The sequence below is a fragment of the Yoonia sediminilitoris genome (assembly GCF_003058085.1).
Lineage (GTDB): Bacteria > Pseudomonadota > Alphaproteobacteria > Rhodobacterales > Rhodobacteraceae > Yoonia > Yoonia sediminilitoris.
Map to the genome: position 1 here is coordinate 901,228 of NZ_QBUD01000001.1, position 22,544 is coordinate 923,771.

The following is a 22,544-nucleotide window of genomic DNA, read 5'->3' on the forward strand; positions in this document are numbered from 1 at the left end:
GTTGGGCTGGGTTTATGGTATTGCTGTGAGGTCAGCAAGCATTTGCCACCGCTATTCAAAATGGTTGCCAGCCCGACCGATTGAACTTAAGGCTTTGCTTAGGGGCGTAGGTAAGGATCGGCAATGTCTGATCGGGACGGAATATTTGCGGGTGACGATCCTTTTGTCATTGCGCGTGAATGGTTAGCTGAGGCGACCAAGACGGAAATCAATGACCCCAATGCGATTGCGCTGGCGTCAGTGGATTCGACAGGAATGCCCAATGTGCGTACTGTACTTCTCAAGGAAATAGAGTCAGCAGCTTTTGTGTTTTACACCAATTACGAAAGTGCGAAGGCAAACGAGATCGAACACGCAGGCAAGGCGGCGTTCGTGCTTCACTGGAAATCGTTGCGGCGGCAGGTCCGGGTCAGAGGGCTGGTCGCAAGAGAAGACGGGCCTGTTGCAGATGAATATTATGCGTCCAGATCGCTGAAAAGCAGACTTGGCGCGTGGGCATCGCGTCAGTCACAACCGCTATCGTCGCGTGGGGCGCTGATGGCAAAGGTGGCGGAGGTAACTTTGAAGCAGGGCACGAATCCCAAACGGCCGCCTTACTGGGGGGGCTATCGTATTTCACCGCTTGAGATAGAGTTTTGGTCAGACGGTGATTTCAGGCTCCATGATCGGTTTCGTTGGTCGCGGGCAACAGTTGAGGAAAGCTGGCAGATTACGCGTCTCAACCCTTGAATTTCGCACTTCGCGAAATGTAAAGTGTTGCTGTATAGTGATTTTCGGGTTGGTATTCTGTGAATATAGGAGATGGTCGTTGTCCACATATGGTCGGACATTGATCAAGGGGAAGACGGGATGAATACGCAGAACACCGGCGATCAGCGGCAGGTGAGTGGCCAGGTGAAGTGGTTTGACCCCTCGAAGGGATTCGGCTTTGTTGTCGCCGAACTCGGCGGGCCTGACATATTGCTGCACGCGAATGTCCTTCGGAATTTCGGGCAGGGGTCTGTCGTGGACGGGTCGGCGATCGAAATTCTGGTGCAGGACACGCAGCGCGGACTACAGGCGACGCAGGTCCTTGCGATTACACCACCGCAAGCTGACGACACGGTGCCGTTGCGCGACATGGTTGAGTTTACGCAAGATGACATTGCGCAACGGCCGATCGAGCCTGCGCGGGTGAAATGGTTCGACAAGGCGAAGGGATTTGGATTCGCGAATATCTTCGGAAATGAAGAAGATGTCTTTATCCACGTGGAAGTTCTCAGACGGTCCGGGTTGTCAGATTTGCAGTCGGGCGAAGCTGTTGGATTGCGGCTGGTGGATGGCGAACGTGGCCGCATGGCAATCGAGGTGGTTGGATGGGAAATCGCTGCAAAGTGAGACTTGCGGCGCTCGTTGCTTGTATGGCCGCGCAGCCGGCGTGGGCGATCTGCGCGGATGACAAGATCACGATCAACGGCGACTTTGGGCAGGCCACATTCAGCATCAATATTGCCGATGACCCGCAAGAGAGATCTAAGGGGCTGATGTTTGTTGAAAGCATGCCGACGCTTGAAGGTATGCTGTTTATCTATGAAACGCCACAGTCGGTGAGTTTCTGGATGAAGAACACGCTGATTCCTTTGGATATGTTATTCCTGAGCCCGCGTGGTGAGATCATGGGGATCCATGAAAACGCGATACCCGGCGACCTGACCCCGATTCCCGGCGGGGATGGCATTCAGATGGTGCTCGAGATCAACGGCGGCCTTTCGGCGCGCCTTGGCGTTGCTGTCGGGGATGTCATGCAGCATCCCAGCTTTGGCCCGGAGGCGATTTTGCCTTGTGAGCAAAAGAGTGAAAGTTAGGGGTTTTCAAATCAGTTAGACCTGTCTAAAGACAGCCTTGGTCCGGGGCGTAGCGCAGCCTGGTAGCGCATCTGTTTTGGGAACAGAGGGTCGGGAGTTCGAATCTCTCCGCCCCGACCACAAATCCGAAAAATTTGAAAACCAGCTGGCCGTTGATTCGGCCCGATTTCTGCTTTGCAACCAGAAGCGGTATGGTTGGTGAATGCAGTTTCCGGATCTTAATGGTTTGTTAAACTTCATTAATCTGCCGGTTTGCGTCCCTGCGATGCTGAAGCTTTGATTGAGCGACACTTGCTAAGTGTGCCGAAGATAAAAGCTTTCTTGGGTCCGCAAAAAGGGCTGGCTTGTGGATAACCCGGTGCATGAATCACGCCCGCCTTTGGGCGTTCATTTCGCGGCAAGACCGTCAAGTTTTTTAATCGACATTTAGTGTTAAAATTCCGTTGACCCCCTAGGGCTAGATGCGTCAGATTGTGGGCACCGCAGCAAACAGCACAATATGTTGTGGCGGGACAGGAAAGACTTCGACAGGTGATCTGGTGCCAACTGGTGCTTTATTCGTCAACCGATCCTTGGATCGGGGCGCAGGTATTTTGCGTGTCGAGTTGCCACAAATGAAGGTCCGCCGCCAAAAATGCGGCAAGGTTTAGCAAGGCCGCAAAGACGGCGAAAGAAGGGGCAGACGCGATGCAAATCGAACGTAATTTCACCAAGTCCGGGCAGGACGCTTATGCAGCGTTGGAATTCAAGACAACCACATCAGAGATTCGCAATCCTGACGGGACGATTGTCTTCAAGCTGGATGACTGTGAGATTCCGGGCGGTTGGAGCCAGGTTGCCTCTGACGTGATTGCACAGAAATATTTCCGCAAGGCCGGGGTCCCTTCAGCTTTGAAGAAGGTCAAGGAAAAGGGCGTGCCCGAGTTCCTGTGGCGGTCGGTCCCTGCCAAGGACGCAACATTTGGTGGTGAGACGTCCGCCAAGCAGGTTTTTGACCGTCTGGCCGGTGCATGGGCCTATTGGGGCTGGAAGGGTGGCTACTTTACCACCGAAGAAGATGCGCGCGCCTACTTCGATGAAATGCGTTACATGCTGGCCACGCAACGCGCGGCCCCCAACAGCCCGCAATGGTTTAACACCGGGCTGCACTGGGCTTATGGAATCGACGGTCCGGCCCAGGGCCACCACTATGTAGACTACAAGACCGGCGTTCTGACCAAGTCGACATCTTCTTACGAGCACCCGCAGCCGCACGCCTGTTTCATCCAGTCGGTCAGTGATGATCTGGTCAACGATGGTGGCATCATGGACCTGTGGGTGCGTGAAGCGCGCCTGTTCAAATATGGCTCTGGCACCGGCACGAACTTTTCATCGCTGCGCGGTGAGGGAGAGCCTCTGTCAGGCGGCGGCAAGTCATCCGGCCTGATGGGTTTCCTGAAGATCGGCGACCGTGCCGCAGGGGCGATCAAATCCGGCGGCACCACGCGTCGCGCGGCCAAGATGGTGATTGTTGATGCCGATCACCCTGACATCGAAGAATTCATCAACTGGAAAGTCATTGAAGAACAAAAGGTTGCGTCAATCGTTGCCGGTTCGAAGATGCACGAACGCTACCTGAACGCCATCTTCGCTGCGATCAAGGCATGGGACGGCACGACCGAAGATGCCTACGACCCCAAGAAAAACGACACGTTGGCCGCCGCCGTCAAGGATGCAAAGCGCTCTGCCATCCCCGAAACTTACATCAAACGCGTGCTGGATTATGCCAAGCAGGGCCACACCAGCATCGAATTCCCGACCTACGACACCGACTGGGATTCCGAAGCCTACTCCAGCGTCTCTGGCCAGAACTCCAACAACTCGATCCGTGTCACTGATGCGTTCCTGAAAGCCGTCGAGGACGACGCCGACTGGAAACTGATCAACCGCAAGAACGGGGAAGTCGCACGCATCATCAAGGCCCGTGATCTGTGGGAACAGGTGGGGCACGCCGCATGGGCCTGTGCCGATCCGGGCATCCAGTATCACGACACGGTCAACGCGTGGCATACATGTCCCGAAGATGGTGCTATTCGTGGTTCAAACCCTTGTTCTGAATATATGTTCCTGGATGATACGGCTTGTAACCTCGCCTCCATGAACCTGCTGACATTCTACAAGGATGGCGCGTTCCAGGCCGAGGATTACATGCATGCGACCCGTCTGTGGACGGTCACGCTTGAAATCTCGGTCACCATGGCACAGTTCCCGTCCAAGGAAATCGCGCAGCGGTCCTATGACTTCCGCACGCTGGGGCTGGGCTATGCCAACATCGGCGGGCTGCTGATGAACATGGGGTTCGGCTATGACAGCGACGAAGGGCGCGCCATGGGCGCGGCACTGACCGCGATCATGACTGGCGTGTCTTATGCCACATCCGCCGAAATGGCGGGTGAGTTGGGGCCATTCCCCGGCTACGCAAAGAACAGCAAGCACATGTTGCGGGTAATCAGGAACCACCGTCAGGCAGCGTTGGGCAAAACGACGGGCTATGAAAAGCTGGACGTGAAGCCCGTCCCACTTGATCACGGTAACTGTCCCGATGCGCGTCTGGTTGATCTGGCTGTGGCAGCCTGGGATGAGGCGCTGGAAAAGGGCAAGAAGAATGGCTACCGCAACGCGCAAGTGTCCGTCATCGCGCCAACCGGCACGATTGGTCTGGTCATGGATTGTGACACAACCGGGATCGAGCCTGACTTTGCGCTGGTGAAATTCAAGAAACTCGCTGGTGGCGGTTACTTCAAGATCATCAACCAGTCGGTCCCTGCGGCCCTTGAAAAGCTGGGCTATGGGTCGGCCCAGATCGAAGAGATCATTGCCTATGCCGTTGGTCACGGATCAATCGGACAGGCACCTGCGATCAACCACACGTCATTGATTGGCCACGGGTTTGGTCAGGCCGAACTGGACAAGGTCGAGGGCGCGCTGGCCTCTGCCTTCGATATCCGCTTTGTGTTCAACCAATGGACGCTGGGCGCGGATTTCTGCACCAAGACATTGGGCATTCCAGCACAAAAGCTGAATGATCCAACATTCGATCTGCTGCGCCACCTCGGCTATTCCAAGAAGGAAATCGAAGCCGCGAACGATCACGTCTGCGGTACGATGACACTGGAAGGCGCTCCATTCCTTAAGGAAGAGCACTACAGCGTCTTTGACTGCGCCAACCCCTGCGGGAAAAAAGGCACGCGTTATCTGAGTGTTGACAGCCATATCTATATGATGGCGGCGGCGCAGTCTTTCATCTCGGGCGCAATCTCGAAAACGATCAATATGCCCAACGATGCGACGATCGAGGACTGTCAGAAAGCATACGAGCTGAGTTGGTCGCTGGGTGTGAAAGCGAACGCGCTTTATCGCGACGGGTCGAAACTGTCGCAACCCTTGGCAGCAGCATTGGTCGAAGATGATGATGACGCGCTGGAAGTTCTGGAAAGCGGATCATTGCAGGAGAAGGCGGCGGTTCTGGCCGAGAAGGTGGTCGAAAAGATCATCTACAAAGAGGTACGCAACCGCGAGCGTGAAAAGATGCCGCAGCGCCGCAAAGGCTATACGCAAAAGGCAATCGTTGGCGGTCACAAAGTGTATCTGCGCACAGGCGAATATGAGAGTGGCGCTTTGGGCGAAATCTTTATTGATATGCACAAGGAAGGTGCCGGTTTCCGCGCAATGATGAACAATTTCGCCATCGCGGTATCTGTAGGCCTGCAATATGGTGTGCCGCTGGAGGAGTTCGTTGATGCGTTCACGTTCACCAAGTTCGAGCCTGCGGGCATGGTGCAGGGCAACGACAGCATCAAGAACGCGACCTCAATCCTAGACTATATCTTCCGCGAGTTGGCCGTGTCCTACCTTGATCGCACCGATCTGGCGCATGTGAAGCCAGAAGGCGCAACTTTCGACGACATTGGCCGCGGCGAGCAGGAAGGCGTGTCGAACATACAAGCCCCCACCGAAAACGCAGCGACTCGGTCTTTGGAGGTGCTCAAGCAAATTTCCTCGACCGGTTATCTGCGCAAGCGGATGCCGCAGGATCTGGTCGTGTTGCAAGGCGGAATGGGTACGACGTCGTTCGCCAGCGGGGCGGATGCATCTGCGGCTCTCCAGACATTGGTGACTGAGACCGTGACATCGACCGTTGCCTCTGGAACGGCGACGCTTACGGCGCGCGACAAAGCCAAGATACAAGGGTATGAAGGCGACCCATGCGGGGAGTGCGGAAACTACACACTGGTACGCAATGGCACCTGTATGAAATGCAATACATGTGGTGGCACCTCTGGGTGCAGCTAGGATTTTTCTCGAAAAATCCTTGTCTTGCGAATTTTCTAGAAAATTCGCCCATCTCATCAAGTTCCGGGGCAGGTGCGCTTGCCCTTGGCGTGGATCGGGCCGCAGGCAAAAAACCGAGCGGTACATAAAGAGTGAGCCTGATCAACGAAACTACGGGGCCCCTGCGGGGGTCCCTTTTTTATTTCCGGTATGGAATTCCGCACGTTGTGTTGCCACTGCGACATTTCTAGTCTGATTCCATACAACCGGAGAAAAAGAAATGCGCTGCCACGAAGTCGACTATGAAATCTTTGGTGATGATATGCAGATCGTCGAAGTTGAACTTGACCCGTCTGAGACGGTCATCGCCGAAGCTGGTGCCATGAACTACATGGAAGACGGCATCGCATTTGAAACCAAGATGGGCGACGGCTCGCGTCCTTCAGGCGGGGTCATGGACTCGCTTCTCAATGTTGGCAAGCGTGTGCTTACGGGTGAAAGCATCTTTCTGACCCACTTCAGCAATGCGGGAGAAGGCAAGAAACGTGTCGCCTTTGCCGCCCCTTATCCTGGCAAGATCATTCCGGTCGATATGGCGCAGATCGGTGAAGAACTGCTGTGCCAGAAAGATGCATTTCTGTGCGCGGCCTTTGGGACATCCACCGATATTGCGTTTCAGCAGCGACTTGGGGCCGGATTCTTTGGCGGTGAAGGGTTCATTCTGCAACGGCTGCGCGGTGATGGGATGGCATTTATTCACATGGGCGGCACAGTGATCAAGCGCGATTTGCGGGTTGGCGAAACCTTGCGTGTTGATACGGGCTGCATTGGGGCCTTCACCAAGGACGTGGACTATAATATCGAACGCGCGGGCAATCTCAAATCGATGGTGTTCGGGGGCGAGGGGCTCTTTGTGGCAACCCTCAGGGGGCCGGGCACCGTCTATCTGCAAAGCCTGCCATTCTCGCGTCTCGCTGACCGCGTTTTGCGCGCTGCTGGCCCGGGGGGGAGCAAGGGCGAAGGGTCGGTTCTGGGCGGTCTGGGCGATTTATTCGGGGATCGGTAGCGCCGCGATATCGAATTCGGGCGGCGCAAGAGTAAAACCGGCGAAATCAAAGCCGGGCGACACAGTGCAGCTGACCAATGTCCATTCGCCCATCGTGCGTGCCGCCTGCCAATGCCCTTTCGGTACGATAGCCTGCGGCCGCTCCCCTTCGGCAATCCCTGTACCCAGCATCAGCGTGCGGGCCGGACCCGTCGCTGTCGCTGACACCGACAAGGCCAACGGGGCACCGGCATGATATAGCCAAATCTCTACGGCATCGACTGTATGCCAATGACTGTTTTCCCCCGATTTGAGCAGGAAATAAATGCAGGTGCCTGTCGGGCGACCTTCATTTTCGGCAACCCAGGTTTGGCGATAATATCCACCCTCGGGATGTGGCATCAGACCGAGGGTGGAAATAATTTCATCTGCGTTCATGCATCGTAAGATGGGTTTTAACCCATCCCCCTATTTCAAAATGCTGCGTCCTGCATAATTCGCTGTTTCACCCAGCAACTCTTCGATCCGGATCAACTGGTTATATTTGGCCAGCCGGTCAGATCGCGACAGAGAGCCGGTCTTGATCTGGCCGCAGTTTGTCGCAACGGCAAGGTCTGCGATCGTTGCGTCCTCGGTTTCGCCTGACCGGTGCGACATAACGTTGGTGAACCGCGCACGGTGCGCCATTTCCACGGCCTGCAACGTCTCGGTCAAGGTACCAATCTGGTTGACCTTGACCAACATGGAATTGGCCGAGCCTTTGGCGATCCCGTCCGCCAGACGGGCAGGGTTGGTTACGAACAGATCGTCACCGACCAGCTGGATCTTGTCGCCGATCATGTCGGTCAAGAGTTTCCATCCGTCCCAGTCATCTTCGGACATGCCGTCTTCGATGCTGATAATGGGGTAGTCGCTGGAAAGCTTGGCCAGATATTCCGCGTTTTCCTGACTGCTCAGTGACACACCTTCGCCAACCATCTCGTATTTGCCATCCTTGTAGTATTCCGTCGCGGCACAATCGAGCGCCAGATAGATATCCTCGCCCGGTGTATAGCCCGCCTTCTTGATGGATGTCATAATGAAATCAAGCGCTTCGCGGGTGGACCCAAGGTTGGGTGCAAAGCCGCCCTCATCTCCGATACCAGTGTTGTGGCCTGCTGCCGACAACTCTTTCTTGAGTGTGTGAAACACCTCTGACCCCATGCGGACAGCTTCACGGATATTGGCCGCCGACACTGGCATAATCATGAATTCCTGTATGTCGATCGGATTGTCGGCATGTTCGCCGCCATTGATGATATTCATCATTGGCACGGGCAGGGTGCGCGCAGATGTGCCGCCGACATAGCGGAACAGGGGCTGTGCGGTGAAATCAGCCGCTGCTTTGGCGACCGCCATGGACACGCCCAAAATTGCATTCGCCCCAAGCCGCGCCTTGTTTGGCGTGCCGTCCAGTTCGATCATCGCCATGTCGATGGCAACCTGCTCGGTCGCGTCAAATCCCAAAATCGCCTCGGCGATTTCGCCATTCACGGCGGCGACGGCTTCCAGTACTCCTTTGCCCATATAACGGCCTTTGTCGCCGTCACGCTTTTCAACAGCTTCATGGGCACCGGTTGACGCACCCGACGGCACGGCAGCGCGCCCCAACGTGCCATCTTCAAGTATGACATCAACTTCAACGGTCGGATTGCCGCGGCTATCAAGAATTTCGCGTGCGTGGATGTCGATAATGGTGCTCATAGGATGGCTCCTTTTTTGGGGCTGTTAGCGGTAACAACTGTTCTATATCGCGGCGGCCGCGGTAAGGGAAGCGCGGGCTAACCGGGCCTCGCGTAGCAGGGTAAAGATACCCGATGCAATGATAATTGTAATGCCGAGAATCGTCAGAAGATCCGGTGTTTCGGCAAAGACAACGTAGCCAAGGATCAAGGCAAAGATCATCCTTGAATAGCGGAACGACGATATGATGCCCGCGTTGCCGTGGCGCGTCGCTGCGACCAGCGTCAGATAGGCGAAAACCGCAATCACGGTGCAGGCGGCAAGCAGCGCCGCTTCATATCCGTTCGGCATCACAAAACGCTGCCCCTGCGCATACATCAAAACACATGATGCAGGAATGATCAGCGCAAAAGTGTGGCTGGCGAGTTGTGGCCCCGTCAGGCTGACATTCAGCGCGCGCGTCAGGAGATCGCGGGCGGCAAGCCCCAGCATTCCGCCGACACTGAGCAAAACCGCGCTGTTGAACCCTTCCAATCCGGGCCGCAGAATGATCAGCACCCCGCAAAACCCTGCCGTGATGGCCAGCCACCGACGCCAACCGACGGGCTGGCCCAGAAAAATCGCAGCACCCATGGCTACGACCAAAGGGGTTGCCTGGATGACCGCCGATGCCGTGGTCAGGGGGATCAGTGACAGTGAGGTCGCGAACATCACGGACCCACCCACATCGCAGGCGCTGCGCAGCAGAACCTTGGGGTCAAGGTATTCGGGCTGCCAAAGCCGCACGGATTTCATAAGAAACCAAAGCGTAAAGGCACACAATCCGCCAAGGCATGTGATGGTCAGAATCTGGCCCATCGGCAATGTTGCAGACAGCGTTTTGAACAGCGCGTCCTCGATTGCGAAACAGGCCATCGCAAGGACCATAAAGGCCGCGCCGCGCAAGTTTTCCATTAATGGCTGTCGCCTTTCTTGATCGGGACGCCGTAAAGTTCCAGACGATGTCCGCGCAACTTATACCCCAGCTTTTTGGCGATCCGTTCCTGAAGCGCTTCGATGTCGGGGTCCACGAATTCGATGACCTCGCCGGTTTGCAGGTCGATCAGATGGTCGTGATGCTCTCGGTCTGCGGTTTCGTACCGCGCACGTCCGTCGCCGAATTCATGCTTTTCCAGAATACCTGATTCCTCAAACAGCTTGACGGTCCGGTACACTGTCGCAAGTGAAATGCGCGGGTCGGCAGCGACTGCGCGATTGTACAGTTCCTCGACATCGGGATGGTCCGTTGCAGCCTCCAGCACCGCCGCGATCGTGCGCCGCTGTTCGGTCATACGCAGGCCGTTGGCCTCGCAGCGCGAAATGATTGTGTCGGTCATGCGTGTCTCGGTCTTGGGTCTGATCCCTGATAGCCGCCTCGCGTTCGGGATTCCAGTGCCGGGGCGGGGAATTCAGACAAGCCTGCCCATCATCACCCGTCGTGCTTGCCCGCTGATGATACAGGTCTCGCCGTCGCTGTCCGCCTGAATGACTGACCGGCGGCCCATCTGTTCACCTTGAATAATCCGGATATTCTGCGGCTTTCCGGTCAGTTGGGCCAGTAGCACGGCCAGTGTTGCGGCCGCACTGCCTGTCGCGGGATCTTCGGGGATCTCATCAAGGGGCGCGAACATGCGCGCATGAATCGTGTCACCCTCGGGCACATAAGCGTAGATAGAAAAATCAATACCGGCAGGATATCGGTCAGCCGCTTCACGGATTGCGCCAGTATCGGGCTGGCAAGCCGCCAGCGCGGACCGGTCAGTTAATTCGACTAGCACGAACGGCAGCCCCAGGCTGGCCAGTAGAGGTGCGTGACCGGATAGCGATAGCTGTTGGGGTTGAAGCCCCAGACAGCGCGCGACCAATGCGGGTTCGGGCTGCGCCAAACGTTCAAGCGGGGCCGATGTGGTGAAGACGCCATGTTGCCCGCAAAGGTACAGGGGATCGGCCCAATGCCCAGTTCCAGCACCATATCGCCTTCGTGCCCCGTGTCGCGCAGTGCGCTGGCCGTCCCGATTGTCGGGTGCCCGGCAAAGGGGATTTCCATGGTCGGCGTGAAGATGCGGACCTTGGCCGTCATGGCGGGGTTTGTGGGCGGAAAGACAAATGTCGTCTCGGAGAAGTTGAATTCGCGGGCAATTCTTTGCAGGTCTGCCTCGGGCAGTTTTGTCGCGTCGGGAATGACGGCAAGCTGGTTGCCCTCGAACGGTTGATCAGTAAAGACATCATAGACAAAGAAATGGGTCATTGCGGCAGTCCGGTGTGCGCCCCTGCCGTCCGGCTACTTTGGCAGCGATCAGCCCCGGGACTATGATTGAAAAGATAACGACAACATAGGTCGCGGCAAGTATCAGCAGTTTCCATCCGCTGTCGGGCAGGGACAGGGCGTTGATCGCCCCGAATGCGCCTGCAAGCACAATCAAGAGCGAGGCGATCTCCAAGATGGTCATTTGGACCCCCGCGTCTTGATTTTTTCGGTGTTATCAAGCGCTTTTGCCCATTAGAACCCCGGCAATTTCAGCCATGTCCCCCCAAGTGGCCGGACATCCGCGCCGCAGCCGATCTTGAACCGTGCCAGACCGGGCGCGTGTTCTGTATCGACGGTGCCCAGATCAAGCCGCGCCAGCCCGTCACTGCCAAAGCTTTCGGCGGCATGGATCAGCAGGGCGTGGTGCGCGCTGCATTTGCGCCCTTTGGGGCTGGTCCAGCCAATATGATAGGTGGCGAACATCCCATGCCGCAAAAACAGCATGGCCGCCACGTCGTCGTGTTTCTTGCGGGCGGTAAAGATGATCACGTCGCGCGGGCACTCGACCGCATAGGCAAGGACAACCGCGTGAGAGAGCGCTTTGTATCCTTTGGCCTTTTGCTGGGCCGTGTCCGCATCAAGCAGCCATTGGTGCAGGCCAGTGTCATAGATTGTGCGTTCGAACCTTAATCCCTGACCACTGGCTTTGCGCCAACTGTTGCGCCACTTGCCGCGCATCCGCGCGATCCGGTCGTCTGGCTTGCCCGTCAGCGGCAATTCCGCGACATGGGCTGCTGTCATGGTTTGCCGAAATCCGGCATCGTGCAGCGCCGGATCGGACCGTTCACTGTTGATCAAGCGTAAAGGGAGTGCCCGCAGCGCATTTGCCCGTGCACCTGTGCCGGTTTCATCTGTCCAGATGGGCCCACGCGGCGCAAAAGTCATGCCAAAGCGGCGGATGATCTGAACCGGGGCAGCGCCGGGCAGGTCAACCGAACGCACGTCGCGCCCCATCAGGCGCAAAGCGGCGCCGAAGTTTGGATGTTGCTGTAAAGGCAATGCGTTTTCCATTGCTCTTGTTAACGCAGCGTAAACCTAAGACGTGGTTAATAGAGGCATGAAAAAACAAATACCAAAACAGCACACCGTTGCCGGGATTGCAGCACCCACACCAAGGCCCACCCCCTTTGGGGCGCTTGTGGTGGCGACTGTGTTCACGCTTCCGCTGGGCATCGCGGTCTTGCTTGGCGAAATTCTGTTTTAGCCCAACTGCACCAACGCGTGACGCTTTTTACCTGCGCTTAGCTTTATTGGGGCAGACAGGGTGGCGGCATCAATCATCAGGCCCGCGTCTGTCAGGGGCTCATCATTCAACCGCGCACCGTTTTCGGCTATCAGGCGCTTGGCTTCCTTGCCGCTTTTGGCAAGCCCCGCCTTGACGATCACCTGCACGATCGACATGCCATCGCCCAATTCATCGGCAGCCACGGTCAGCGTCGGCAGATCGTCACCAACGCCACCTTTTTCAAACACTTCGCGCGCGGTTGCCTCGGCGGCGGCCGCTGCGTCAGTTCCGTGCAGCAAGGTCGTGACCTCATTGGCAAGGATGATCTTGGCGGCGTTGATCTCTGATCCTTCCAATGCGCCAAGGCGCTCGCACTCTTCCATAGGCAATTCGGTATATAGCTTGAGGAAACGACCGGTGTCGGCGTCTGTCGTGTTGCGCCAGAACTGCCAGAATTCGTAGGGACTGCACATGTCCGCATTCAGCCAGACGGCACCGGCCTGTGATTTGCCCATCTTCTTGCCATCGCTTGTGGTCAGCAAGGGCGAGGTGAGGCCGTAAATCTCGTGATCCAGCACGCGACGGGTCAGGTCGATCCCGTTGACGATATTGCCCCACTGGTCCGATCCACCCATTTGCAGCAGGCAGCCATAGCGGCGGTTGAGTTCAAGGAAATCATAGGCCTGCAAGATCATGTAGTTGAATTCAAGGAACGACAGCGATTGTTCGCGGTCGAGCCGTGATTTCACGCTTTCAAACGACAACATGCGGTTGATCGAAAAATGCCGCCCGATGTCACGCAGGAAATCGAGGTAATTCAGATCATCCAGCCATTCGGCATTGTTGATCATCAGCGCATCGGTGGGTGCATCGCCATATGTCAGATAGGCGGAAAAGACTTGCTTGATGCCCGCGATATTTTCATCGATCTGTTCCGGCCCCAGCAGCGGGCGTTCATCGGCCCGAAACGAAGGGTCGCCTACCTTGGTCGTGCCACCCCCCATCAGCGTAATCGGCTTGTGCCCCGTCTTTTGCAGCCAGCGCAGCATCATGATCTGGATCAGCGACCCGACATGCAATGACTTTGCCGTAGCATCAAATCCGATATAGGCAGGCACCACCCCATTGCTCAGCGCCTCATCAAGGCCCTGATAATCCGTGCAATCGGCCAGAAAGCCGCGTTCCATCATGATGGCGATAAAATCGGATTTGGGATGGTAGGTCATTTTCTTGTTCCCGTTAATTGCGTGATGCAGTCTATAGGCGGGCGACGGACGAAGGGAAAGAAGATGTTTAAGGGTAGACGTGTGCGCGCTGTCGGAACCATGTCGGGCACATCGCTTGACGGTGTGGATGCCGCCGTACTGGACACCGACGGCGTCGATATCTTTGGCTTCGGTCAGGTCGGCTATCGGGCCTATAGTGAGGATGAGCAGGAAATCTTGCGCGCGCATCTGGGCCTGTGGCCCGCGAATGGCGTGGAGCAGGCCGCACGGATTGTCGAGGAAGCGCATATTGCCTTGCTCAAGGATTTTGCTGACGTCGATCTGATCGGGTTTCACGGCCAGACGCTGGCCCATGATCCTGCGGCCGGCAGGACACATCAGGCGGGTGATGGAAACAGGCTGGCGCAGGTGTTGCAGCGGCCGGTTGTGTGGGACTTCCGGACCGAAGATATGCGCTGTGGCGGGCAGGGGGCGCCTTTGGCCCCGTTCTATCATTTTGCGTTGGCAAAATGGCTGGGGCTGACCGCGCCTGTGGTTTTCCTGAACCTTGGCGGCGTTGGCAATATCACATGGGTTGATCCTGCCATTGCCAGCCCCGAACTGCCCGGCGCGCTTCTGGCATTTGATACCGGTCCCGCCAATGCACCGATGAATGATGTGATGCGGTCGCGGCACGGGCTTGCTTATGACGTCGGGGGGGCACTTGCAGCGACAGGCCAGCCCGCAGCACAGGTGTTGGCGGCGTTCGCGGCACATCCCTATTTTGACGCGATGCCGCCAAAGTCGCTGGACCGCGATGCCTTTGCGGATCTGATCGCGCAAACCAAGGCTCTGAATGACGCCGACGCCATGCGCACGTTGCTGCAAGCCGCCGTCGATGGGGTTGTGCGGGCGATGCACCATTGCCCGGCGCGGCCATGCAGGGTGCTTGTTGTGGGCGGAGGCAGAAAAAACGAAACGATGATGTCAACATTGGACGCCGCACTTGATTGTGAGGTAGGCGCAATTGAAACTGTCGGGCTGGATGGTGATATGATCGAAGCGCAGGCCTTTGCCTATCTCGCCGTGCGTGTCGCAAAAGGATTGCCGACCAGTGCGCCGGGCACGACAAGCGTCACCCATCCGGTTTTTGGCGGCCAGATCGGCAAAACCTGAATTTGGTAAAATTGTGACATTTTTGCCGCAACCCTTCTGGACCTCACGATATTTTTCTATTTTATTTCAATTGTGAGCGGTTGATGGCCGAAATATGGCCCCAATTTTGCCTTATTCCGCCATGTCCGATCACAGCGTCGTGATGAGTGTTGAAGCTTCGTTAATTGTTGCCACATGTGCTGCATCGAAACGAGAATTAACGGAGATATATGATGAAAACGACAATTAAGGTCGCGCGCTCAAGCATGATTGCACTTCCGCTCGTATTATTGGGTGGTTTGGCTTCGGCTGGTGGTTTGTCAGAGCCTGTTGCAACGCCTGCGCCTGCTCCCATCACCCCTGCACCAGTTCCCATGGGTGCTGACTGGACAGGTTTCTACGCTGGTGGTCAGCTTGGCTATGGCGAGTTGGACAACGATGCGCTTGATGATGACACAAGCGGCGCGGTCTACGGTGTTCACGCAGGTTACCTGTATGATCTTGGTAGCGTCGTGCTTGGTGGTGAAGTTGACTATGATGCTTCCAACATCGAGAGCGATGCGCCGGGCGACGGCTTAGAACTTGACTCTGTCGCACGTGCAAAACTGATTGCTGGATATGATGCCGGTCAGTTCATGCCCTACATCGCAGCTGGTGTGGCACAGGCAACAACGTCTGGCGCAGTTGACGGCGACGGTACTGGCAACTTTGCCGGCCTTGGTCTGAGCTACGACTACAATGGCGCAATTCGCTTCGGTGCCGAAGTTCTTCAGCACCAGTTCGATGACTTCGATGACATCGACGGATTGGACATTGATGCGACAACCGCAACAGCGCGCGTGTCGTTCCAGTTCTAATCATGAAAGTGGCGCGCAGGGCATGACCTGCGCGCCATTCCACTATTCCAACAGCGCGTCGATGATGTCGCTGCTTATACCCTGTGACAGCGGGCTGAAATCACCCGAAACCATTGCTGTCATGGCATCATGCATGACCCGGTGTGTTACCCGCGCCAACGCTGACCCCAGCGATATGCGTGCAACCCCGATTTTTCCATAATCTGCAAGGCTTTGTGCGGTAAAGCTGCCAGAAACAAGGGTATTTACCGGCGCGTTTGTTGCGGCCACGATCCGCGCCATGGCATCCATGTCTGGCGGCAAAGGCGCATAAAGACAATCCGCCCCGGCCTGTTCAAAGGCTTGCAGCCGCCGGATTGCTTCATCGGTATCGTAGGCACCGGTCAGAATGCCGTCAGCGCGTGCGGTCAGCACGAAGTCGACCGGCAGGGCACGCGCGGCAGCACAGGCGGCCTTGATCCGCTCTACAGCCAGTTCAAACTCATAGGCGTTGTCTGTCGGAAGCTTTGTGTCTTCGATGCAAATGCCCGCCAATCCGACTTCGGCCGCCAGTCGGACGGTTTCGGCGCAGGTGTCTGGATCATGTCCAAAGCCGTTTTCGAAATCACCTTGCACAGGGACCGTGGCGACACTCAGAATATCTGCCGCATGTGCCAATGCTTCGTCGCGCGAGAGTGTGCCGCCGTCAGGGCGCCCCATCGTAAAAGCATGCGCCGCAGAAGAGGTCGCCAGCGCCTTGGCCCCCATGGCCTGCATCATCTTGGCTGATCCACAGTCCCAGATGTTCACCATCACGAACGGATTGCCTTTGACATGCAGGGCGCGGAAGGTCTCAGCGGGATGGGTCATGCGGCGCTCCTTGTGCTCGGTGTGATCAGTCAGCGCAGGTTTTGGCAAATTCCACAAGTCTTTGCAGTGCCGCGACATAGGCTGCGTCATCAATCGTCATAGCGACACGGATGTGCCCGGCCGCCGCCTGGCCAAAGCTTTCACCGGGCATGACCGCGATCTGTTCGGCATCCAGCAGGGCATTTGCAAATGCTTCGCCGTCCATCCCTGTCGCACGGATGTCGAGCAGCACATACATCGCCCCCTGCGCTGGAAGGGCGCGCACGATATTTTGCCCCGCTAGCACCTCCATGGTCAGGTCCCGACGACGCCGGAAGGGTGCAGCGACAGCTTCTTCGACAGCAGGCCCTTGGCCAAGGGCAAAGAGGGCGGCGTCCTGAATATAGCCTGCAACACCGTAGGTGGTGTTGGTGGCAAGATCGATCAGCACCTCAATCACAGGTTCCGGCGCACAAATCCATCCGATCCGGCTGCCTGTCATCGCGTGGCTTTTCGACATAGACCCGATCACAAGCGTGCGCGCTGCCATGCCGGGCAGGGCGCGGGGACTCAGATGCGCGCCCTCCCAAATCTGGGTGTCATACACCTCGTCCGAAATCAGCCACAGGTCATTGTCGTGGCAGACTTGTGCGATGGCCTGCATCGTCTTTTGGGAATAAACGGCGCCCGTGGGATTGTTCGGCGAATTGATCAAAAGCGAGACCGCATCTTGTGCCTTGGCCGCCAAAGCGTCAGCCGTCGGTTGAAATGCCGCATCCGGCGTTGTCCGGACAGGCACAGGGACCGCCTGTGTAGAGCGTATCGTGCTTGGATATGTCGCATAGTATGGGTCGATGAAAAGTGCGCGATCACCGGGATTGCAGACTGCCGTATGTGCCGCAAATAACCCTGCCTGCCCACCTGCGGTGATCAGGATGTTTCGCGCCGTTGTCTCAACACCTGTTCGGGTCGCGATCCGGTCTGCAACAATCTGGCGCAGACTGTCCGTGCCGGGCACAGACGCATACCCTGTATGACCGCCGCGCGCGGAGTCATGCATCGCCCCGAGGATTTCAAGGCTGGTTCCGATATCATGCTCGCCTATCGTCAGTTCCGTAATCGGCGCGCCATCGGCAATCATCTGGCGCGCGCGGTAAAACACGTCCCACCCGTCAGAGCCGCCGCCATTTATTTCTGTAATCCGGTTTGCAAGTTTCATAGCGGGCAGGGGGAAACCGAAGCGGTTGTGAAGTCAACCAGATAACCGTGTCAGGTTGCGTGGTCCCGGACCTTCAACTGCTTTTTCATCATTTGGATTGTAAAGCGCGCAGGCTTTCAGGCTCAGGCAGCCGCACCCGATGCAGCCATCAAGTTTGTCGCGCAACTCTTCCAAAGCCGCGATTCGCGCGTCGATCCTGTGCCGAAAACTTTTGCTGATCCGGGTCCAGTCGGCCTTGGACGGGGCCTTGTGGTCGGGCAGGTCGCGCAGGTGCGTGGCGATTTCGCTCAGTGGGAAGCCAAGGTTCTGTGCGGCCATCACGAACGACAGTCGCCGGATATCCGCCCGCCCATAGCGACGGTGCCCGCCCTTGTTTCGCAGGGGTTTGACGATGTCGTGGGTCTCGTAAAACCGGATCGCCGACACCGCCAGTCCGGTCCTTTCCGACAGGTCCCCGATGGATAACCCCTGAGTCATGTAAAAAACCTCTTGATCTAAAGTTAACTTGAGAAATTAAAACCTGATCAATGCAAATTTGGAAGAGGAGTTTCAAGATGATCGGGAAAGACTCAAAGCGGTATTGTGCGGACCCACAGGCCATAGCCGCGATGGCCCACGACGGGCTTGGCTGGGGCCATGACCTGCAATGTGGCTGTTTCCGGGTGGCACAGGAGCAAACTGGCCGTCCGGGGATCGGGCAGCGATTGGCTGCATTGATAGGGAGAAAGTAACAATGGCAAGAATTGAACACCTTAACGTTACCGTCTCGGACCCCAAACGCACGGCCCAAATGCTGGCTGATCTGTTTGGCTGGCGCACCCGATGGGAAGGGGGTGCCATGGCGGGCGCAGGCTATACGATGCATGTGGGCGATGATGACAGCTATATTGCAATTTATTCAGGCACTGACCCCAACCAGACAGTGACCAAGGCGGACGCCAGTTACCAGACACGTGGCGCGATGAACCATATCGGGGTCGTCGTCGATGACCTTGATCTGACTGAAAAGAAGGTGAAGGCGATGGGGCTCGCCACCCACAACCATGCCGACTATGAACCCGGGCGCCGCTTTTACTTTCACGATGCCGACGGGATCGAATTTGAAGTGGTCAGTTACGACTGACCCAAGGTTGCCTGCACCTTTTTCGGCAACCCCTTGACGATAATATCGTAAGAGCTTTTCAGGCGGTGGCGCAGTTCATCTGCGTCACTGTCGAAACTAACCAGAACCCAGCTTTTGTGAAAGTAGGGGGCCTTGCTGGCGGCGCCTGCGTTAATCAACATCTGGGCGGTTTCTATGCTGTCTGTTTTGGTGCAAACCCCGTCGATACGTTCGCCAAAGCAGGCAAATATCTTTCCGCCGACCTTCCACGAGTCAAGTTCTGTCGTGTGGTCTGCCGCAGTCGCGCCGGGCATGGCGGCACAGATGCTGTTGACGAGGGCACGTGACATATCCCGAGCTTGTCCCAAAGCAGAAAGGCCTGCAAGTTTGCGCGAAGAGGTGGAAATGCTGGACGCGTCATTGGTTGGCTGTTATGGAATCCGCATGAAGAGCATCTGCACCATTATTTGCTGCATTATTATCTGCTGACATACGTCGCGGGTTGCTCTTTCACGTTTCACATCAGAACTGAACTTGGTAAGCCCGCGGCGTAAACCCCTGCGCGAGGCAACATGACGACTATCAGGCTCCAGAATACGAAAACCCGACGGCGCGAAGATTTCACGCCGATTGATCCTGAAGATGTGCGCATGTATCTGTGTGGCCCGACCGTCTATGACCGCGCGCATCTGGGCAATTCACGCAACGTGCTGGTGTTCGATGTGCTGTTTCGCGTGTTGCAGCACGTCTACGGCAAGGATCACGTGCGATATGTGCGCAACTTCACGGACGTGGAAGACAAGATTAACGCGCGGGCGGCAGAAACGGGCCGTGCCATTGGTGATATCACAGCCGAAACGATTGGCTGGTATCATGACGATATGGATGCTTTGGGCGCGCTGCGTCCGACGGCCGAACCACGGGCGACCGATTACATTCCACAGATGGTCGAAATGATCGATGATTTGATCGGCAAGGGGCATGCCTATGTCGCAGAGGATCACGTCCTCTTTGCCGTGGAAAGCTATGCGGACTACGGCGCGCTGTCAGGTCGGTCGGTTGAGGATATGATCGCAGGGGCACGGGTCGAGGTTGCACCATACAAGCGCAACCCGATGGATTTTGTGTTATGGAAACCCTCCGGCGATGGTGAACCGGGGTGGCAAAGCCCTTGGGGTTACGGGCGTCCGGGCTGGCATATAGAATGTTCCGCAATGTCTTTTGCGCTATTTGGCGAGACATTCGATATCCACGGCGGCGGCATAGACCTGCAATTTCCGCACCACGAGAACGAGATTGCGCAATCGACCTGCGCCCACCCCAGCGGCGACTTTGCGCGTTATTGGGTGCACAACGAGATGCTGCTTGTGGATGGCAAGAAGATGTCCAAATCGCTGGGCAATTTCTTTACGGTGCGCGATCTGCTGGATCAGGGGATCCCCGGCGAGGTTATCCGCATGGTCATGCTGGGCACGCATTACGGCAAGCCGATGGACTGGACCGACACGCGGCGCGCAGAGGCAGAAGCCACCTTGCGAAAATGGTACGGTATATTGCAGGGGCACGGATTTGGACCGGACCTGCTGCGGGCGCTGCAAGCCGAGGGTAAATGGGAGGCCGATCCCGAGTTTCTGGGGGTTCTGGCCAATGATTTGAACACGCCCGGTGCATTGGCCCGTTTGCATGTCCTGTCCAAAGGCAAAACACCAACCGCTTTGGCCGGCTTTGCACATGGGATGGAGATGCTGGGGCTGGTGAATGACTGGGCGCATATTCCCAGTTTCGAAGGTGGTGAGGCTGGACCCAATATTGTGCCTGCAGTGGCGGCACGCGTCGATGCGTTGCTTGCGGAACGGGCAACAGCACGCGCGGCAAAGGATTATGATACAGCAGACCGCGTGCGTGATATCCTGAATGCCGCAGGGGTGCAGGTGACTGACGTTGGAGGGCAGGCAACCTGGACGCCGGGACCGGATTTCGATGCGGCCAAGCTTGGAGATATCGCATGACGAATTTTCCCGAAAATTCGTACTTCAAAAAATCTTCGAGAAGATTTTTGGGGGGCGCGCATGTCTAGGGACCGGATTTCCTTGTTCGACACCACCTTGCGGGACGGGGCGCAAACGCAAGGTGTCCAGTTCTCGGCGTCGGAAAAACATCAGATCTCCGATGTGCTGGACGGCCTTGGCCTTGACTATATCGAAGGCGGGTGGCCCGGCGCCAACCCCACGGATACCGCGTTTTTTGCCAAACCACCAAAGACGCAGGCGACATTTACCGCCTTTGGTATGACCAAGCGCTCTGGACGCTCTGCAGAAAATGACGATGTTCTGGCCCCCGTTGTGAATGCAGGTACGGCTGCTGTCTGTCTTGTCGGCAAGGCGCATGATTTTCATGTGACAACCGCGCTTGGCATTACGCTGGACGAAAACGTCGCAAATATCGCTGCCAGTTTTGCCCATCTCAGCGGTCTGGGTCGTGAGGGCCTGTTTGATGCCGAGCATTTCTTTGATGGCTACAAATCGAACGCTGACTACAGCCTGCAATGTATCCACGCCGCCTATGACGCTGGTGCGCGTTGGATTGTGCTTTGCGATACAAACGGCGGTACGCTTCCCGACGAGATTTCTCGCATCGTTACTGACGTCATCGCCAGCGGAATCCCCGGCAGCCATGTTGCAATCCATACGCACAATGACACCGAAAATGCTGTTGCCGGGTCTTTGGCTGCGGTCATGGCGGGCGCCCGCCAGATTCAAGGCACTTTGAATGGTCTGGGCGAGCGCTGTGGTAATGCCAACCTGACGACCCTGATACCGACGCTCATGCTTAAGGAGCCCTATGCCAGCATGTTTGAGACTGGCGTCACGCCAGAGGCGCTCAAAGGGCTGCGCCGTGCGTCGCGGATGCTGGATGATATTCTCAACCGGGTGCCCGCCAAGCAGGCCCCTTATGTCGGGGCGTCTGCATTTGCGCATAAATCTGGATTGCACGCCTCTGCCATCGCCAAGGACCCAAGCACTTATGAACATGTGGACCCCGCTGCTGTGGGCAACTCACGGATTGTGCCGATGTCCAATCAGGCGGGCCAGTCAAACCTGCGTGCGCGTCTTGCCGATGCCGGGATAGATGTTGCCGCCGATAACCCCGCGCTGGCCCGCATCATCAAGCGGATCAAGGAAAAGGAAGCACAGGGGTTTTCCTACGACAGTGCGCAAGCCAGTTTCGAGTTGCTCGCCCGTCAAGAACTCAAGATCATGCCCAGGTTTTTTGAGGTCAAACGCTACCGCGTGACCGTTGAGCGACGCAAAAACAAATACGGTGAAATGATGTCGCTGTCAGAGGCCGTTGTCGTCACAAAAGTTGGCGGAAAGCGGTTCCTTAATGTTTCCGAAAGCCGCGGCCCTGACGGGTCGGATCAAGGCCCTGTCAATGCGCTGAGCCGTGCCTTGTCCAAGGACCTTGGCCCCTATCAGAAGATCATCGACGATATGCGTCTTGTGGATTTCAAGGTCCGTATCACCAATGGCGGCACAGAGGCCGTGACACGCGTTATTATCGACAGTGAAGATGCGCAGGGCCGCATGTGGTCGACCGTTGGTGTCAGCCCGAACATTGTTGACGCGTCCTTTGACGCCTTGGTGGATGCGATCAATTGGAAATTGATCCGTGACGCGGACTAAC

General features: G+C 56.7%; 25 protein-coding genes and 1 tRNA gene. 13 read left to right on the plus strand and 13 right to left on the minus strand.

What is annotated here, in order from left to right:
• Nucleotides 1-123 precede the first annotated feature (123 nt).
• The 6 genes from pdxH (at nucleotide 124) to C8N45_RS04460 (ending at nucleotide 7,221) form a co-directional block, all read left to right on the plus strand.
• Nucleotides 124-729: a pyridoxamine 5'-phosphate oxidase gene (gene pdxH / locus C8N45_RS04430; protein WP_108384947.1), complete on the plus strand. Its 606-nt coding sequence runs from the start codon at nucleotides 124-126 to the stop codon at nucleotides 727-729.
• Between the two features lie 120 nt (nucleotides 730-849).
• Complete coding sequence (locus C8N45_RS04435; RefSeq protein ID WP_108385166.1) at nucleotides 850-1,377, plus strand: cold-shock protein; 528 nt, start codon at nucleotides 850-852, stop codon at nucleotides 1,375-1,377.
• Between the two features lie 23 nt (nucleotides 1,378-1,400).
• Complete coding sequence (locus C8N45_RS04440) at nucleotides 1,401-1,844, plus strand: DUF192 domain-containing protein (protein ID WP_245882541.1); 444 nt, start codon at nucleotides 1,401-1,403, stop codon at nucleotides 1,842-1,844.
• Nucleotides 1,845-1,887: 43 nt separating this feature from the next.
• Nucleotides 1,888-1,964: transfer RNA gene (locus C8N45_RS04445), tRNA-Pro, on the plus strand.
• A gap of 567 nt (nucleotides 1,965-2,531) precedes the next feature.
• Entirely contained in the window at nucleotides 2,532-6,176 is a 3,645-nt protein-coding gene (locus C8N45_RS04455; protein WP_108384950.1) for a vitamin B12-dependent ribonucleotide reductase, read from the plus strand.
• A gap of 259 nt (nucleotides 6,177-6,435) precedes the next feature.
• Nucleotides 6,436-7,221 carry a TIGR00266 family protein gene (locus tag C8N45_RS04460; RefSeq protein ID WP_108384951.1) on the plus strand — a complete coding sequence of 262 codons (786 nt, stop codon included), beginning with the start codon at nucleotides 6,436-6,438 and terminating at the stop codon, nucleotides 7,219-7,221.
• On the opposite strand, the gene C8N45_RS04465 is transcribed toward C8N45_RS04460, so the two are convergent.
• From C8N45_RS04465 to C8N45_RS04500, 8 genes are all read right to left on the minus strand, one after another.
• Nucleotides 7,204-7,638, minus strand: coding sequence for a cupin domain-containing protein (locus tag C8N45_RS04465; protein ID WP_108384952.1), 435 nt, complete (start codon nucleotides 7,636-7,638; stop codon nucleotides 7,204-7,206). The two genes, C8N45_RS04460 and C8N45_RS04465, sit on opposite strands and share 18 nt — an antisense overlap.
• A 30-nt stretch (nucleotides 7,639-7,668) precedes the next feature.
• The gene (gene eno, locus C8N45_RS04470; protein ID WP_108384953.1) at nucleotides 7,669-8,943 is read right to left on the minus strand and encodes a phosphopyruvate hydratase; all 1,275 of its coding nucleotides are present in this window, start codon (nucleotides 8,941-8,943) and stop codon (nucleotides 7,669-7,671) included.
• Between the two features lie 42 nt (nucleotides 8,944-8,985).
• Nucleotides 8,986-9,876 carry a DMT family transporter gene (locus C8N45_RS04475; protein ID WP_108384954.1) on the minus strand — a complete coding sequence of 297 codons (891 nt, stop codon included), beginning with the start codon at nucleotides 9,874-9,876 and terminating at the stop codon, nucleotides 8,986-8,988.
• Nucleotides 9,876-10,298, minus strand: coding sequence for a Fur family transcriptional regulator (locus tag C8N45_RS04480; protein ID WP_108384955.1), 423 nt, complete (start codon nucleotides 10,296-10,298; stop codon nucleotides 9,876-9,878). The genes C8N45_RS04475 and C8N45_RS04480 overlap by 1 nt, the downstream gene beginning before the upstream one ends.
• Before the next feature lie 72 nt (nucleotides 10,299-10,370).
• A complete protein-coding gene (locus C8N45_RS23865) occupies nucleotides 10,371-10,739 on the minus strand; it encodes a PhzF family phenazine biosynthesis protein (RefSeq protein WP_258793084.1) in 369 nt (122 codons plus the stop codon).
• A complete protein-coding gene (locus C8N45_RS23870) occupies nucleotides 10,733-11,209 on the minus strand; it encodes a PhzF family protein (protein WP_108384957.1) in 477 nt (158 codons plus the stop codon). Before C8N45_RS23870 ends, C8N45_RS23865 begins: the two co-directional genes overlap by 7 nt.
• Entirely contained in the window at nucleotides 11,187-11,411 is a 225-nt protein-coding gene (locus C8N45_RS04495) for a hypothetical protein (protein WP_108384958.1), read from the minus strand. Before C8N45_RS04495 ends, C8N45_RS23870 begins: the two co-directional genes overlap by 23 nt.
• A 50-nt stretch (nucleotides 11,412-11,461) precedes the next feature.
• On the minus strand, nucleotides 11,462-12,268 hold the full coding sequence (locus tag C8N45_RS04500) for a GNAT family N-acetyltransferase (RefSeq protein ID WP_245882542.1): 807 nt from the start codon (nucleotides 12,266-12,268) through the stop codon (nucleotides 11,462-11,464).
• 58 nt (nucleotides 12,269-12,326) lie between these two features.
• Here C8N45_RS04500 and C8N45_RS23140 point away from each other — a divergent pair, with 58 nt between their 5' ends.
• On the plus strand, nucleotides 12,327-12,473 hold the full coding sequence (locus C8N45_RS23140) for a hypothetical protein (RefSeq protein ID WP_168769396.1): 147 nt from the start codon (nucleotides 12,327-12,329) through the stop codon (nucleotides 12,471-12,473).
• On the opposite strand, the gene tyrS is transcribed toward C8N45_RS23140, so the two are convergent.
• Entirely contained in the window at nucleotides 12,470-13,720 is a 1,251-nt protein-coding gene (gene tyrS, locus C8N45_RS04505; RefSeq protein ID WP_108384960.1) for a tyrosine--tRNA ligase, read from the minus strand. The two genes, C8N45_RS23140 and tyrS, sit on opposite strands and share 4 nt — an antisense overlap.
• Before the next feature lie 63 nt (nucleotides 13,721-13,783).
• Between tyrS and C8N45_RS04510 the strand changes: the two genes are divergently transcribed.
• The gene (locus C8N45_RS04510) at nucleotides 13,784-14,875 is read left to right on the plus strand and encodes an anhydro-N-acetylmuramic acid kinase (protein ID WP_108384961.1); all 1,092 of its coding nucleotides are present in this window, start codon (nucleotides 13,784-13,786) and stop codon (nucleotides 14,873-14,875) included.
• Nucleotides 14,876-15,087: 212 nt separating this feature from the next.
• Nucleotides 15,088-15,711, plus strand: a complete 624-nt coding sequence (locus C8N45_RS04515) for an outer membrane protein (protein WP_108385167.1) — start codon at nucleotides 15,088-15,090, stop codon at nucleotides 15,709-15,711.
• Between the two features lie 42 nt (nucleotides 15,712-15,753).
• On the opposite strand, the gene C8N45_RS04520 is transcribed toward C8N45_RS04515, so the two are convergent.
• From C8N45_RS04520 to soxR, 3 genes are read right to left on the minus strand one after another with little or no spacing between them, the layout of a single operon-like run.
• Nucleotides 15,754-16,560 carry an isocitrate lyase/PEP mutase family protein gene (locus C8N45_RS04520; RefSeq protein ID WP_108385168.1) on the minus strand — a complete coding sequence of 269 codons (807 nt, stop codon included), beginning with the start codon at nucleotides 16,558-16,560 and terminating at the stop codon, nucleotides 15,754-15,756.
• A gap of 25 nt (nucleotides 16,561-16,585) precedes the next feature.
• Nucleotides 16,586-17,758: a pyridoxal phosphate-dependent aminotransferase gene (locus C8N45_RS04525; RefSeq protein WP_108384962.1), complete on the minus strand. Its 1,173-nt coding sequence runs from the start codon at nucleotides 17,756-17,758 to the stop codon at nucleotides 16,586-16,588.
• A 33-nt stretch (nucleotides 17,759-17,791) separates the two neighbouring features.
• The gene (soxR, locus tag C8N45_RS04530) at nucleotides 17,792-18,235 is read right to left on the minus strand and encodes a redox-sensitive transcriptional activator SoxR (protein ID WP_108384963.1); all 444 of its coding nucleotides are present in this window, start codon (nucleotides 18,233-18,235) and stop codon (nucleotides 17,792-17,794) included.
• A 77-nt stretch (nucleotides 18,236-18,312) separates the two neighbouring features.
• Here soxR and C8N45_RS23145 point away from each other — a divergent pair, with 77 nt between their 5' ends.
• On the plus strand, nucleotides 18,313-18,489 hold the full coding sequence (locus C8N45_RS23145; protein WP_168769397.1) for a hypothetical protein: 177 nt from the start codon (nucleotides 18,313-18,315) through the stop codon (nucleotides 18,487-18,489).
• 2 nt (nucleotides 18,490-18,491) lie between these two features.
• Nucleotides 18,492-18,881, plus strand: a complete 390-nt coding sequence (locus C8N45_RS04540) for a VOC family protein (protein ID WP_108384965.1) — start codon at nucleotides 18,492-18,494, stop codon at nucleotides 18,879-18,881.
• Here the strand turns inward: C8N45_RS04540 and C8N45_RS04545 are convergent.
• A complete protein-coding gene (locus C8N45_RS04545) occupies nucleotides 18,872-19,210 on the minus strand; it encodes an MmcQ/YjbR family DNA-binding protein (protein ID WP_108384966.1) in 339 nt (112 codons plus the stop codon). The two genes, C8N45_RS04540 and C8N45_RS04545, sit on opposite strands and share 10 nt — an antisense overlap.
• Nucleotides 19,211-19,432: 222 nt before the next feature.
• On the opposite strand from C8N45_RS04545, the gene cysS reads away from it, so the two are divergent.
• A complete protein-coding gene (gene cysS / locus C8N45_RS04550) occupies nucleotides 19,433-20,869 on the plus strand; it encodes a cysteine--tRNA ligase (RefSeq protein ID WP_108384967.1) in 1,437 nt (478 codons plus the stop codon).
• A gap of 60 nt (nucleotides 20,870-20,929) precedes the next feature.
• A complete protein-coding gene (gene cimA, locus C8N45_RS04555; protein WP_108384968.1) occupies nucleotides 20,930-22,543 on the plus strand; it encodes a citramalate synthase in 1,614 nt (537 codons plus the stop codon).
• Nucleotide 22,544: the final 1 nt, after the last annotated feature.